A 12,335-nucleotide genomic window follows, 5' to 3' on the forward strand; every position below is an offset into this window, starting at 1 on the left:
AGAGCAGTTTTTATTTGCTATTCAAAAGAGTATGCCAAGCAAGAAAAGAAGGTTAATACCGGTGAGGATTAGAATTAACATGCCGACCTCCTTTTTTGTTCGTTTTTTCGGATTTGTTTAGTGAGCTTTTTGATTAGTTTCTTGTGATGCTTAGGGTTGAAAGATTTCATTAGACTAGTTATTGGTTGAGGAGTAGGCTTAATTATTGGTTTTGGTTTAAATCAGTTGGTTAGTTTAGTTCAGAGATTATTCATGCTGGACCTCCTTGGCTTTTCAGTGGCAATTCTTACAAGTTAAAGTTTCGGGCATCCAATCTTTATCAGATAAGCAAATATAACATTGTCTATTTTTCGCACTTAATTCAAGGGTTCTTTCTTGCCATAGTTCAATAATCTTATCCTTTTCTGTTAGTGCTTCATTCATTATCTTTATTGACTGGTTGGTTAAGTTATCTAATAATTCGTTGGTTTTCTTATCTATTGCCATTATTGGTTGGTCTCCTTATTTTCTTTAATCTCCTTTTGTCTTTTAATGGCTTCATACTTTCAAAAATGGTCGGCTGGTATGTTTTCCTTTCTTGCTTTTTGGCTTCATTCTAACATTAACCCCGCACACTTTTTACAAGTCATCGTTTCGTAAACTTCCATATTGTCTTCCACACAATTTAAGCACTTTTTATTATTTACTGCTAATTGTTGGGCTTTCCATCGTCAATAACTAACAATTGTCTCTTCATTTGCCAAGGCTTTTCTTTCTTTATCTTGGACTTGAATAGCTTTTATTTTCCTTTCGGTATCCTCTAACTCTGAAGCAATTTTTTCCAAGAAAGTAGTTGGGCCATCTCAGACTAATTTTTGCTTATAGTATTCATTCGAGTAATAAAAAGCTTTTAAGTCTAAATAGGCTTGGAGTAAAGAAGGATATTTTTGGTATCTTTCTAATTCTCTAAGTTGCTCTTGCTTTTTAGTTAAGAATTCGGTAGTTTGGGTTCAACTCTTCCGCTGTTCTCAAGCTATGGAAAGGAGGAGTTGGTTTTGTTTTTGGAGGGATTTGGTGGTTATTTCAGGAGAACCAGTAATTATTTTAAAATCTGAACAGGTGAAACTAGGTCGGGTGCTGTTGCTGTTGGCTCAATTTCCTTTTAATTCTACTTGGCTTCCTTTGGTGATGGTGGGTTTGGATTTAAAGACTACGGGGATTTCTTGGTGTTGATTTTCTATGCTGAAAAAGCCGTAATAGAAAGGTTCGGTTTTGGTGTTTTTGGTTTCTATACGGGAGGTGAGGATACCTTGAATTTGAGTATTATTCACGGATTGCCTCCTTATTTATTGCTTGGTTAAGCATGTTTTTAAGTGCTTATTAATAATTCCTTTGATTTTGAATATGATGTCTCAATCCTGCTTTTGTTTTCAATGCCTATAATCTTCTTGGATTTGTTGGCTGTGAGCTGAACAATAATAAAATCCTGCTGTTACTATTTGGTTGGGACAAATTAAGCATTTTTCATTTAGCCGTTGAGGTTCGTGGTCGGCCAACACCCCGTTGTTTTTGATAATTTGTTCTTTCATATCTATTTCACATATAGACAAAAGGGATGGTAAAAGAACTAAAATTCAAGCAAAGTGGAATTTACTGGTAATCTTTTTCGCAGTTTATTAAGGAATAAGAAAAAGTAAAAATTTTGTGTTTATTTTTTATATGAGGAAAGTATTCTGCTAATTTGTGAGTGAAGGATTTGAGTACCAATCGTGGCTCAGTTAAGCAACTTGTCAACGGAATTTAATGGCTAACTAAACAGCAAGGGTCAAATGGCTAAGCAATTAAATGTTGAGAAAAAAACAAATGACAATATTATTTAGAAAGAATTTATTAATTTCCTTGTTTTTTTCAGTGTTTTCAAAAAAACTCTTTATTCTTCCTGGTTTAGTAGTCTTTTTTTCGCTTCTTCTTTTTTGATAACTAAAAATGCTTTGTTTTTGGAATAGAGGCGACTGCTTTTAATAATTACTTTATCGCCAACTTTTAGAGCAAAATTTTCATTGTGAACTTGTAACCGTTTTTCTTTTTTGATAACCTTTTTGTATTTAGGATGGCTTTTGTGAGAAATTAATTCTACTTTCACAGTCTTTAAATCCTTTTTACTAACTACTGTTCCGGAAAATATTTTGTTCATATATAAATTATTTTTTCTTTTTTTCAGTGTTCAAAGAAAGGTTAAAGTATTTAATCAAATAATCTCCTACTCCCCCTTCATAATTTTTTTTTTCAGTGATATCTCGCCCTAAAGTTTTTAAGTAAGTTTCGGCATTTGCCATGGCTACTCCTCAACCTCCACGATCTGTTGTGTCCCTAATCATTTCAATATCATTTTCACTATCGCCAAAAGCAATAATATCTTCCATAGGAATACCATAATGGTGAGACAGGGTATTGACCGCTATGCCTTTATTTGCTCCTGCTGAACGAATGCGAATTACTATTCTTTTAGGATCAGGAACAAGAGTAGGAGATTTGGAATTTTTTGGGTCTTTTTTTAATTTATTAACCACATCAAAAAAAACCGAAACATGGTATTTTTTGCGTAAAGTAGCAATGATCTCATTAAGTTTTTTTTCTTCATTTTCAAATTCCAAGATTAATTGTAAAGCGTTTTTTTTTTCTAAACTTTTTAGGATATCGTTAGTGTGAGTAAATTTATTCATGTTGAACCAAACTTCATGTCAATAAATATCTTTATCTTCAGTGCAAATTATTTCTCGGTCAACATTGTCTACCAAAGAATTTAGTAAATTTTCTTTAACTACTTTTTCTTGCATAATCCCTCTAACTATGCCGTTTGAGATATGGTTAATATTGATAATTTCTGTCCCTTTTTTCAATTTTTCTTTTTTTGGATTATTAATATAAGCCCCATTGTAAGTTGCCATTAAGGTATTTAAGCCTAGTTTTTCGTAGTAAGGTAAAGCGGATAAATAATTACGACCAGTAACAATACAAACTTTATGACCTAATTGGTGTAAATAAGTGAAGACTTTGTGATTTAATTCATTAAAAGTGCGAAAATCTTTATCTAAAGTAGTACCGTCTAAATCGATTAAAATTAATTTTTTTTTAGTTATTTGGATATCTTTTTTTGTTGCTTTCTCTGCCATAATTATATTTTTATAGCCTTGGTGTGTTAAAAAAAGCAAACATAAATATTAGCGATACATTTTTTGGTGTTAGTTATTTGTAATATTTGTGGTTCCTTGATGATTTCTTTTGGTCACACTTATAATGATTAAATTTGTTGATTTTAGAAAATCCTTTATCACTTCAAGTTTTCGTTATTTACTTCAGTAAACCCTTTAAAGGAGTCTTTGTTTTTTTCAGTTAGCCATATTATTTTTTTTTCTTGTTTTTTGGCAATCTTGACAAATAAATCGTGGCTCTTTTCAGGGCGTTCACATATATTTCATTACTCTCTTAAATTTGTTATCTAGTTTTTTGTCGCAAACTTTACACTTGCTTTTCATTATGTTTTTATAATCAGAACTTTTTTCTACTAGCTCACTTATCTATAGCCAAATAGATATGAAAGAAACAAAAGTAAACCAAAATACAACTGAAAAGAGCAGTGTTGGTGGCTCCAAGTTAGACCAACAAATAATCACAGGAACCCTAACCTCCCGTATAGAAACCAGGGAAACCAAAACCGAACCTTTCTATTACGGCTTTTTCAAGTTTCCTAATCAAGAACAAGAAACCCCTGTCATTTGAAAAAAACAAGCAAAACCAGATATCAAGAAGGGAAGCCAAGTCCAACTAAAAGGCAACTGAGCCAAAAGCAACAACTCTCGACCCAGTTTCACCTGTCAAGTATATCAAATCCTCAAAGACCCACCAGAATTAACCATCCAATCTCTCCGTAAACAAATTCAACCCCTCCTCTCTTTTACCTTAGAGCAAAAACAAGAATGGCAACAAAAAACAGACTTCCTTTTTAGTAAAAATAGAGCCTTAGAGAAATTAGAAAAAATAAGTAAACTTGGCAACCAATACCTCCAAGCCTATTTACTAACCAAAAATGCTCGGTATTCCAACTATCAGCAAGAGTTATTAAAACACACGAACTTTACTTCAGAAACCTATTTAGAAAGAATGGCCTCTGAATTAGAAGACACAGAGAGAAGAATTAAAGCAATCCAAGCCCAAGACAAGGCTAACCAAAGAATAAGAGAACTCGAACAAAAAATATCTGACCTAGAAAAACAAAACCAAGACTTAGATTATTTGCTAACCAGTGGCAAAAACAGTGAAATTATTAAGAAACTACAAACTAAAATCCAAGAACTGAATAAAAAAACTGATGAAATTGAAAAGGAGGTCAACCAATAATGGGAGCCTCCACCAACTACCGAGACATAAATATCCATAACTACCTAAGGGAATTAGATTGTTCCCAATGTAGTCAACCCTTCACAGAACAAGACCTCAAAGAAGACAACTTTTCCCTCTGATGGGACACCTCCAATGACATAGAATTCAAACCCCTCGGGAGAAACTGACACTGACTAGGAGTAATTGTTAAAGATATCACTCACAAATTAATCACCAGTGAAACAATTGATGATTATTATAATTGTCCTGATTTAGTTGAAGGGGAAGACATTGAAGAACTCAAAGAAATGCCCGAAACTAAGGAGGTAATCCATGAATAATCTTTGAATCAAAATCAAATCCTGATTTAAACCAAAACCAATAATTAAGCCTACTCCTCAACCAATAACTAGTCTAGTGAAGTCTTTCAACCCTAAGCATCACAAGAAACTAATCAAAAAGCTCACTAAACAAATCCGAAAAAACGAACAAAAAAGGAGGTCGGCATGTTAATTCTAATCCTCACCGGTATTAACCTTCTTTTCTTGCTTGGCATACTCTTTTGAATAGCAAATAAAAACTGTTCCCATTGCCAAAAAGAAATGAAACCTAAGAGAGTATTCACCCTGAAAGATAAATGTCAGGAATGTGAAAGGAGGAAAGATGACTAAAACCTACCAATTCCTTGGCAAAATAATCAATTTTCAGCAAAAGAAAATTTACAGCAAAACCAAACCTGAATATTACGGCCAATCTTACTACAAACTAGAAATCTTGACTCCGGAGCAAAGAATCAAAGGCCTTTATGTTTTTGCTAATTTACTGAAAAACCAGCAAATTTGACCCGAAATAGAACAAGCTGAATGTCTGAATAAACAATACCTCTTTTTTTACCAAAGAGGTCGAATGAATGCTACTCTTTTAGTGGATTGGAAGGAATTAGAGCATGAAAACTAAACTTTGCCAATACCAAGCTCCTAATTGCCAAAAAACAGCCACTTTTCAGCATATTCTCAAATTAGGTTCAGTGAAAATAAGTAAGCAATGAGTTTGTGCCAGCTGTAAACAACACCTAGAAAAGGAGGTAAATAAATAGCATGAAAAACAATTTAACCTCGTATATCAAGTGATTACAAGACAAAAACTTATCTCCTAACACTCTTTATATCTACCAAAAAGTAGTGAATAAGTATTACGGAAACAAACCACTCACTACAGAAAATATTCTCACCTTTACCAAAAGACTAGTCCAAAAAAGAGAGCCAGCCACTTGTCAACTGTACCTAGCAGCTTTAAAGTCTTATGCCCAGTATCAAAAAAAGCAACCAGGAATTGATTGAACCAGAATCAAAAACTTTATCCCTAAAAAAGTCCGAAAGTTCTTCACCACTATCGACCAAGCAGAGTTAAGCCAATTAAAGCAAGTTAGATTTGAAGCAAAAGAAACTACTTATCAAAGAAACAACTTAATTCTGGATTTTCTTTTTTATAGTGGCTTACGGGCTTCGGAATTAGTAAATATCAGGCATCGTGATTGAGAAAACAATTCTTTGCGAGTTCATGGCAAAGGAAACAAGATTAGATATGTCTTTTTACCTGATTTTCTAGTGAAACATTTACAACCCCATTCACTAGGGTATTTATTCACCCGTTGAAAAGGATTAAAAATCATTGCCGACCAAGTGCGGGAAGTAATCAGAGAAAGAGCAAAATTAGCCAACTTAAAAAAGTGAGTTAGTCCTCATACTTTCCGGAGAAGTTTTGCCACTCTCCTAGATAGAAAAGGAGCTAGATTAACCACTATTCAAAAACTCTTGGGTCATTCTAATCTAGAAACCACAGCTCAGTATATCCACAATGACTATAATACTCTTTACCAGGATTATAGTAAACTGTGGCTAACCCCCGAAAGGAGACAATATGAAGTTTAAATACAATTATCTCCATAATACCTTAGCATACCAAAACGAGGAATATTGAAACGAAATCACCGAAGACCGACAATTCCAAGGCCACTTTGGCAGTCAAGGATTTATGCTAGAAAATGGCTGAATATCTTTTACCATCTATGAAACAAAAATACGGACATTTTATAAAGAAGTGGAGAGTCCAACCTGATTTACTTACTACCGAAAAGATTTATCCAGAGAATGCCCCATAATCTTTACCTTTACAGCCCAAGATGAAGTAGAGAAAATCAACGGCAAATGGAGGAGTAAACATGCTTAGCGTTCCAGTTAAAAACACCCTCTCCAAGTCCCGTATCACACGAGACTTACAGAGAGAAAATAAAACGGTGTCCGTAAACCGTCCCTATAAAAACAGTCTGCTCGGAGGTCAGAAAAAGTAGCATGGTAGGTCGTAAACCCCAACTCCAAAGACAAGCCCGAACTATCACTGTCAGAGGTGGTGACGAAGTCTATACCCGTCTATCCAAAAGGCAATATGAGACTAGAAGAGAACACTTTGATGATAACCCTCCATCTCACCTAGCAGGCTTTGATTATGATGATTGAGTAGGAATGGGCAGCCAAGGAGGAAGACCCCGAAAGTGAACCAGTGAAGCAGAAAGAAAAAAAACTGCCCGAGCCAAAGCAAAACTAGCCCGAGGTGAACCTCTCACTCACCAGGAAAGAGAACTCTTGGGCTTGGTTAAGAAAAGACCTGGTGCTTACCAAAGCACTCTGGGTCGAGCCATGACCTCCCAAGAAAGAAAAGCTAAATGGAAAGCTGCTCGAAAGAGTTAATTAATGGTCTTTTGCTGGCCAGACCTAAAAGAAACTAGTATCTTTGAAACCACTTAATCTGCCAATAATCTAGTTTAAGTAGACTGAGAACCAATGGAACTGAAAGCATCGACACTAGTGCTTGCCAATAGGTGATACCATGAATAAGGTGAAAACATTGGACCCATCAAAGTCCTCACTTTTTTATTTTAGTGATTAAGTTTACCTAGAGAAAGAACAGTCTTTTTCTTATTAATCTTTTTACAAACTCTACAGGGAAAGAACAAGCTTGAATTTTGCCTAAAAATGCCCTTTTTTGCCTGTTTCCCTTTGTTAGTATTCCATTTAGTATTCAGCATTTTTATTTATAAAAATCTGTATTCTATTTGATGTTCTACTTTACGGAGTATCCCCCTTAACCTTACCAAATTAAAAATAAAGGTGATGGCTAATGGTAAAAGAAAAAAGTTAGTTAAATAAAAATGAAAGCACACGAAAGACACACGACCCTCGTGTGCTGCTGTAATTCTAAAAAGTTAATAAATTAAAGCTTAGCAAGAAGGCTAAAATCCTTATTATGAATAACTTTTGAACCCAACTTGAAAACCAACAACTAGCCAACAAAGAAGCAACTGAGAAATATTTACTGACTAAACTTGGCTCTCCCAAAACCGAAATCCAAACCAACCTTTACGGAGAAATCTTAAAGAAAATAGTCTCTTACTACTTCACCTCTGAAGAACCCCAAAACTACACCACCTACTCCCTCTTTGGCTCCATCACTGAAATCTCAGAAAAGAAATATAAAGAAGGCAAAAACAAAGGTCAAACTTATTATGTCCTCAAACTCGGAGGAGGAAACACTAAAGAAACTCTCCAAGCCCGAAAAGAAAACCTCACCCAAGAGAAATGAAACCAAATCACTAAATTAGCCATCTTAGGCCAGAATTTAGTTTTCAAGTATCGAAAATGAATCACCAACAAACAAGTTTTAGACTTCTATCCCCAAGGCAAAAAGTAAGCATTATGAACTATCCAAGAAAAAATAATTTACTTTGTAAATTAAAAAAAAATAAACCCACCCAAGGCACTAGCGGGACGGAGATGCTGACTGGCTGGTTGTCTGTGAGATATCACTTACCCAGCGGGGTAAGGATAAATCCTGACTTCAGCGTCAGCAAATCCTTCCCCCGCTGGCCTTGTTGGCCCTTATGTATACGGGAAAAATATTTAGGAGGTAAAGAAAATGAATAGAATATTAAGTATTGACCCCTCAGGGACAGGAACCACAGGAATTTATTTTAAGAATGGCAAACAAGAGAAGTTTAATCACTATCAAGGAAAAGAGTGGCAAAAACACTATGATTTTATTGTTTCTTTAGTCAAAACCTATCAGCCCACTGTTTTGCTTTACGAACACACGAATTTTATTAACACCAAAGGCAAGGACATGACCAGTTTATTAAAGTTGCTGGGAACCCTAGAAGTATTGCCGGTGGAGAAGGTGAAGAGTGTGCCAGTTAATCAGGTGAAAGCCTTAAAAACCAAACTACTTAGTGGAACCAAAACCATAGCAGGCTTAGAGTTTAAGAAAGGCCGAGGTAAAGGGTGAAGTTGAAAGAACCAGAGAATTAGTATCCATGAACTAGATGCTTGGTTAGTTTACTGATTAGGGAGGGAATATGAGTAAGTTAATTAACTGGAAAGGAATTTACAAACTCTCTCCACTCTTTCACATCTACTTTACAAGCCGTAAAAGAGGAAAGTCTGACACTAAGGGCTGGTTCTTTTTAGAGGAAATAATCAAACCTAACAACACTTCCCGTTTTGCTTGAATTCGTCGTCGTTGACATGACAGTCTCCTTTCCACCAAACCTTTTTTTGAAGACTTAGTAGCCAAGTTTTGTGAAGAGTATCCTAATCTCAACCGTAATCACTTCGAAATCAAAGAACGAGGACTATTCTACCAAGGAACTAAAAGAATAGATTTTTACGACCTCTTTTCTTACCAAAGAGCCCGAGGAGCCATTGCCCGAACTGTTTACCAAGAAATCGTCTTTGAAGAAGCTATTCCGATTGACCAAGAATTCCTCTATGTCGGGGGTCGAACTGAACAGTGAATGTTTAAGGACTTAATTGATAGTTTGAAGGGCAGGAAGGGCAAGGATGGCAAAGCCTTGCCACTTCAAACTAAAATCACTTTTCTGGCTAATCCTTATTTATTTAGTGCTTGGTTTTTAGATGTTTTTAAGAATTAACAGAAGTTTTTTTCCTTAAACCAAGCAAATCAAGCAGCATCAACCTGACTTACTTAGCTTTCACAAACCTATATAATAATTATTACTGACCTATCAGCAAAAACTTTTCAAAAAACTCTCAGCCAAAAATCACCTAAAAACTCACCACTTATTTTACTGACCTATCAAAAAAAAGCCTACGAGACCATATATCCCCCCGTCACCCACACGTCCCCCGTCGTCACCCACACGACGAGTTTTTCCCGTATTTCACCAGAAAAAACAGCCAATCACTAAAAAGGGACATATGAACGAAAACAACCAACCAATCACCCCCATCAAAAACAGTGAAGACCTCGAAAAATTAATCCTCGATTTAAAAACGGAAATCCAAACTAAAAACCAAGAAATAGAAACCTGAAAAAACGGAAAAATTAAAACCGAGCAATCTCTCTTTGAAAAAGAACGAGAGAATACTCGTCTCCAACAAGACATAGATGCTCTAAAAAGAGAAAACCATCGTCAACGAAGAATTGATTTAGACCAAAAAGAAACCAAAAATAAAAATGAGTTTCTCACTGAATTCACCAAATTACAGCAAGCCAAAATCCAAGGAGGTCTTAAATAATGGTGGACTTCAATCCCCTCTTGGAAAACCTTCAAGAACGAGTAGTCCAAGAAAAACCTTTGAAGTTAATCTATGCTGATAACACCTACTCCGTATTTAACAAAGGAACTACGGAATTCCACGGAGCCGAAGAGGAATTTATTGGAGACCAGCCCTTAGAAGGAGTAAAATGAAAGAAAACTCTTAAAAGTAGTGATGCTGAAAACTTGCCAGAAGTCTTCTCTTGTCGATTAAAAATCATTCACGACCACTTTTACTACACCATTTATAACAAAAAGGTCATGAAACGAGCCTTACAATCTCCGACTGAAATGGCAGCTCTGGTCGACCAATTAACGGACAGCATGACTACTAAGCCCAAGTTAGACTTGAATCGAGTTTTAACTAAAGTAATCTGCACCAAAGACAATTACAATAATGCTGCTTGGGAAACCGTCACTGCCGAGGAAGCCAAAATTGACAGCCTAGATAAAGCCATAGCCATTTTAAGGAAAATCAAAGCAGCAGCCAACGGGATGGTGGAACCTTCGGACAAGTATAATAGAGGATATCAAAAACCAAATAGCCACGACTGAAACAAAGTAGTTACTAATAGTGAAAGCCGAAAGAATTTAGTTTTAACTATTGACCCGGATTTCCTTGATGACTTAGAAATCTACTTTCTAGCTGATGTGGCTCGTGACTCTAACCTTAACCCCTACAAACTTTTCAAAGAAGTAATTGTAAAGAAACTCACCAATAATGCCTTGGCTACGCTCCATGACGAAAAAAGTGTAGTTTACCGGATAATTAATGAAGATGGAATTACTCACGAACAAGTCTTTGGTTCAGGCAACAGTAAATTTGGCTATCATATGACCGTGATTGGAGGCATGATACCTTTCACCAACAGTTGAGCCCTAGCCAGAGCATAGGAGGTATATGTATGTTAATATTGAGAGGAGAAATCAGCAAAAGTCGGGAACAAACCAAAAACCAACAAACCCAAACCGACTTAAATAAAATTCTTAAAAAATGAAAGTTCGGAGGTCAACCTTTTAAAAACACCGAGGACTTTCTCACCAAAATGGGTGGCTGAGTAGATAAACAAATTGATAAAGACAAAGAACTAAACGACTTTTTAAAACTTTTTGACCTAGAAAACCTCAACCAAATTAAAGGAATAGAATTGAAAGGAGAAGGAGAATAATATGAATTACCGAGAACAATTATTACGACAGCAACACAAAAATCACTTGGCTAGTCTAAACCAAAAATGACAACAGGAACGGAATATCTTACAAAACGATATCACCACTCTCCAAAATAGCACTGATGTAATCATTGTGGAGAATTTGGATAAAGAGAATAAGGAACTCAAAAAAACCATCCAAGCTCTCACCCTCTTAGCCCAAAACAGAAAAGAACAGTTAGAACAAGAAAAACAAGCCCTAATCACCCTAGCCCAAAAGAAAATCACCAACCAAAAGCAAGCCCAAGAACTCCTAAAAGAACTCCAAGAAAAGTGAACTAATGAAAAACAAGAATGAACCAACCAAGAAAAAGAACTCCAAGAGCAACTCACCCAAACCCAAGCTGAAAATAAACATCAATTCTCCCGTATCAAAGAAGAAATGAAAAAAGTTCAGAACTTGACTGAGCAAATTACCCACTACCAAAAACTTTTTGAAAAAGAACAGCAAGCCAACAACCAACACTGAAAAGATAAAGGAGAATTACAGCAACAGTTAGAGAAAGAGAAAGAAAGCCGTAATAAAGAAATAACCAACCTCAACCAACAACTCACTCAAAGTCAAGAAAGAGAAACTAACTTAAACCAAATCTCAGAACAAAAGGAAATCAGAATTACCCAACTCAACCAAGGATTAAAGAACTTAGAAAAAGAACTCAATCAAACCCACAACAAACTAGACCAAGCCCAAGAACAAAATCAACAAAAACAAACCCAAATTAATCAACTCAACCAAGATAAAGGGGAATTACAAACCAAGATTACAGAAAAAGATAAGACTATCACTAACCAAACCAAAACTATCCGAGAACAGTTAGAGAAAATCAATACCCAAGACACTAAATTAACCAAGCAAAAAACTCTCTTGGAAGAATTACTCACAGCCCGAGAAGCAAGATTACAGGAGGTAGAAAATGACTAAATACAAAACCGAAGAATTTAAGCAGTGGTTGGAAGAAAAGCCCGAAAGAAAAGAAAACTTGCCCTATTGACCTGCTTTCTTTGATTACCAAAAAGAGAATTTTATAAAAGAAGAAAATGAACAATCAGCAGCTCACACTATTCATTGACTTAGCAAATACTATGTGATATCTTTACAATGAATGCAAGAAGTAGACCAAAGAGAGAGAGAGAGAGAGAGAGAGAGAGAGAAA

24 protein-coding genes are annotated in these 12,335 nt (G+C 35.5%); 17 read left to right on the top strand and 7 right to left on the bottom strand.

Annotated features, from left to right (window positions below; all coding sequences use genetic code 4):
• Positions 1–74: 74 nt before the first annotated feature.
• From GvMRE_RS03090 to GvMRE_RS13435, 7 genes are all read right to left on the bottom strand, one after another.
• Positions 75–254, bottom strand: a complete 180-nt coding sequence (locus GvMRE_RS03090; RefSeq protein WP_147409820.1) for a hypothetical protein — start codon at positions 252–254, stop codon at positions 75–77.
• Positions 247–486: a hypothetical protein gene (locus GvMRE_RS03095; protein ID WP_147409821.1), complete on the bottom strand. Its 240-nt coding sequence runs from the start codon at positions 484–486 to the stop codon at positions 247–249. Before GvMRE_RS03095 ends, GvMRE_RS03090 begins: the two co-directional genes overlap by 8 nt.
• The gene (locus GvMRE_RS03100; RefSeq protein WP_147409822.1) at positions 486–1,310 is read right to left on the bottom strand and encodes a hypothetical protein; all 825 of its coding nucleotides are present in this window, start codon (positions 1,308–1,310) and stop codon (positions 486–488) included. The genes GvMRE_RS03095 and GvMRE_RS03100 overlap by 1 nt, the downstream gene beginning before the upstream one ends.
• Positions 1,311–1,325: 15 nt before the next feature.
• Positions 1,326–1,568 carry a hypothetical protein gene (locus GvMRE_RS03105; protein WP_147409823.1) on the bottom strand — a complete coding sequence of 81 codons (243 nt, stop codon included), beginning with the start codon at positions 1,566–1,568 and terminating at the stop codon, positions 1,326–1,328.
• Between the two features lie 341 nt (positions 1,569–1,909).
• Entirely contained in the window at positions 1,910–2,173 is a 264-nt protein-coding gene (gene rpsQ, locus GvMRE_RS03110) for a 30S ribosomal protein S17 (protein ID WP_147409824.1), read from the bottom strand.
• Positions 2,174–2,180: 7 nt separating this feature from the next.
• Positions 2,181–3,152 carry an HAD-IIB family hydrolase gene (locus GvMRE_RS03115; RefSeq protein ID WP_147409825.1) on the bottom strand — a complete coding sequence of 324 codons (972 nt, stop codon included), beginning with the start codon at positions 3,150–3,152 and terminating at the stop codon, positions 2,181–2,183.
• 195 nt (positions 3,153–3,347) lie between these two features.
• Positions 3,348–3,515 carry a hypothetical protein gene (locus GvMRE_RS13435; protein WP_172575230.1) on the bottom strand — a complete coding sequence of 56 codons (168 nt, stop codon included), beginning with the start codon at positions 3,513–3,515 and terminating at the stop codon, positions 3,348–3,350.
• 58 nt (positions 3,516–3,573) lie between these two features.
• On the opposite strand from GvMRE_RS13435, the gene GvMRE_RS03120 reads away from it, so the two are divergent.
• The 17 genes from GvMRE_RS03120 (at position 3,574) to GvMRE_RS03190 (ending at position 12,103) form a co-directional block, all read left to right on the top strand.
• Positions 3,574–4,377 carry a coiled-coil domain-containing protein gene (locus GvMRE_RS03120; protein ID WP_147409826.1) on the top strand — a complete coding sequence of 268 codons (804 nt, stop codon included), beginning with the start codon at positions 3,574–3,576 and terminating at the stop codon, positions 4,375–4,377.
• The gene (locus GvMRE_RS03125) at positions 4,377–4,700 is read left to right on the top strand and encodes a hypothetical protein (protein ID WP_147409681.1); all 324 of its coding nucleotides are present in this window, start codon (positions 4,377–4,379) and stop codon (positions 4,698–4,700) included. The genes GvMRE_RS03120 and GvMRE_RS03125 overlap by 1 nt, the downstream gene beginning before the upstream one ends.
• Entirely contained in the window at positions 4,693–4,872 is a 180-nt protein-coding gene (locus GvMRE_RS03130; protein WP_147409680.1) for a hypothetical protein, read from the top strand. The genes GvMRE_RS03125 and GvMRE_RS03130 overlap by 8 nt, the downstream gene beginning before the upstream one ends.
• On the top strand, positions 4,866–5,030 hold the full coding sequence (locus GvMRE_RS13440) for a hypothetical protein (RefSeq protein ID WP_172575217.1): 165 nt from the start codon (positions 4,866–4,868) through the stop codon (positions 5,028–5,030). Before GvMRE_RS03130 ends, GvMRE_RS13440 begins: the two co-directional genes overlap by 7 nt.
• A complete protein-coding gene (locus GvMRE_RS03135; RefSeq protein WP_147409679.1) occupies positions 5,023–5,316 on the top strand; it encodes a hypothetical protein in 294 nt (97 codons plus the stop codon). The genes GvMRE_RS13440 and GvMRE_RS03135 overlap by 8 nt, the downstream gene beginning before the upstream one ends.
• On the top strand, positions 5,306–5,455 hold the full coding sequence (locus tag GvMRE_RS13445; protein ID WP_172575216.1) for a hypothetical protein: 150 nt from the start codon (positions 5,306–5,308) through the stop codon (positions 5,453–5,455). Before GvMRE_RS03135 ends, GvMRE_RS13445 begins: the two co-directional genes overlap by 11 nt.
• Before the next feature lies 1 nt (position 5,456).
• Positions 5,457–6,290, top strand: a complete 834-nt coding sequence (locus tag GvMRE_RS03140; protein ID WP_147409678.1) for a tyrosine-type recombinase/integrase — start codon at positions 5,457–5,459, stop codon at positions 6,288–6,290.
• Positions 6,280–6,588: a hypothetical protein gene (locus GvMRE_RS03145; protein ID WP_147409677.1), complete on the top strand. Its 309-nt coding sequence runs from the start codon at positions 6,280–6,282 to the stop codon at positions 6,586–6,588. The genes GvMRE_RS03140 and GvMRE_RS03145 overlap by 11 nt, the downstream gene beginning before the upstream one ends.
• Positions 6,589–6,710: 122 nt before the next feature.
• The gene (locus tag GvMRE_RS03150; protein WP_147409676.1) at positions 6,711–7,106 is read left to right on the top strand and encodes a hypothetical protein; all 396 of its coding nucleotides are present in this window, start codon (positions 6,711–6,713) and stop codon (positions 7,104–7,106) included.
• Positions 7,107–7,662: 556 nt separating this feature from the next.
• Entirely contained in the window at positions 7,663–8,106 is a 444-nt protein-coding gene (locus GvMRE_RS03155) for a hypothetical protein (protein ID WP_147409675.1), read from the top strand.
• Positions 8,107–8,111: 5 nt separating this feature from the next.
• Positions 8,112–8,339: a hypothetical protein gene (locus GvMRE_RS03160; RefSeq protein WP_147409674.1), complete on the top strand. Its 228-nt coding sequence runs from the start codon at positions 8,112–8,114 to the stop codon at positions 8,337–8,339.
• Complete coding sequence (locus tag GvMRE_RS03165) at positions 8,332–8,775, top strand: hypothetical protein (RefSeq protein ID WP_147409380.1); 444 nt, start codon at positions 8,332–8,334, stop codon at positions 8,773–8,775. Before GvMRE_RS03160 ends, GvMRE_RS03165 begins: the two co-directional genes overlap by 8 nt.
• On the top strand, positions 8,768–9,343 hold the full coding sequence (locus GvMRE_RS03170) for a hypothetical protein (RefSeq protein ID WP_147409827.1): 576 nt from the start codon (positions 8,768–8,770) through the stop codon (positions 9,341–9,343). The genes GvMRE_RS03165 and GvMRE_RS03170 overlap by 8 nt, the downstream gene beginning before the upstream one ends.
• A 286-nt stretch (positions 9,344–9,629) precedes the next feature.
• A complete protein-coding gene (locus GvMRE_RS03175) occupies positions 9,630–9,950 on the top strand; it encodes a hypothetical protein (protein WP_147409368.1) in 321 nt (106 codons plus the stop codon).
• Positions 9,950–10,864, top strand: a complete 915-nt coding sequence (locus GvMRE_RS03180) for a phage major capsid protein (protein ID WP_147409191.1) — start codon at positions 9,950–9,952, stop codon at positions 10,862–10,864. Before GvMRE_RS03175 ends, GvMRE_RS03180 begins: the two co-directional genes overlap by 1 nt.
• An 11-nt stretch (positions 10,865–10,875) precedes the next feature.
• A complete protein-coding gene (locus tag GvMRE_RS03185) occupies positions 10,876–11,139 on the top strand; it encodes a hypothetical protein (RefSeq protein WP_147409193.1) in 264 nt (87 codons plus the stop codon).
• Between the two features lies 1 nt (position 11,140).
• Entirely contained in the window at positions 11,141–12,103 is a 963-nt protein-coding gene (locus GvMRE_RS03190) for a coiled-coil domain-containing protein (protein ID WP_147409196.1), read from the top strand.
• Positions 12,104–12,335: the final 232 nt, after the last annotated feature.

It is taken from the genome of endosymbiont GvMRE of Glomus versiforme (assembly GCF_003546845.1).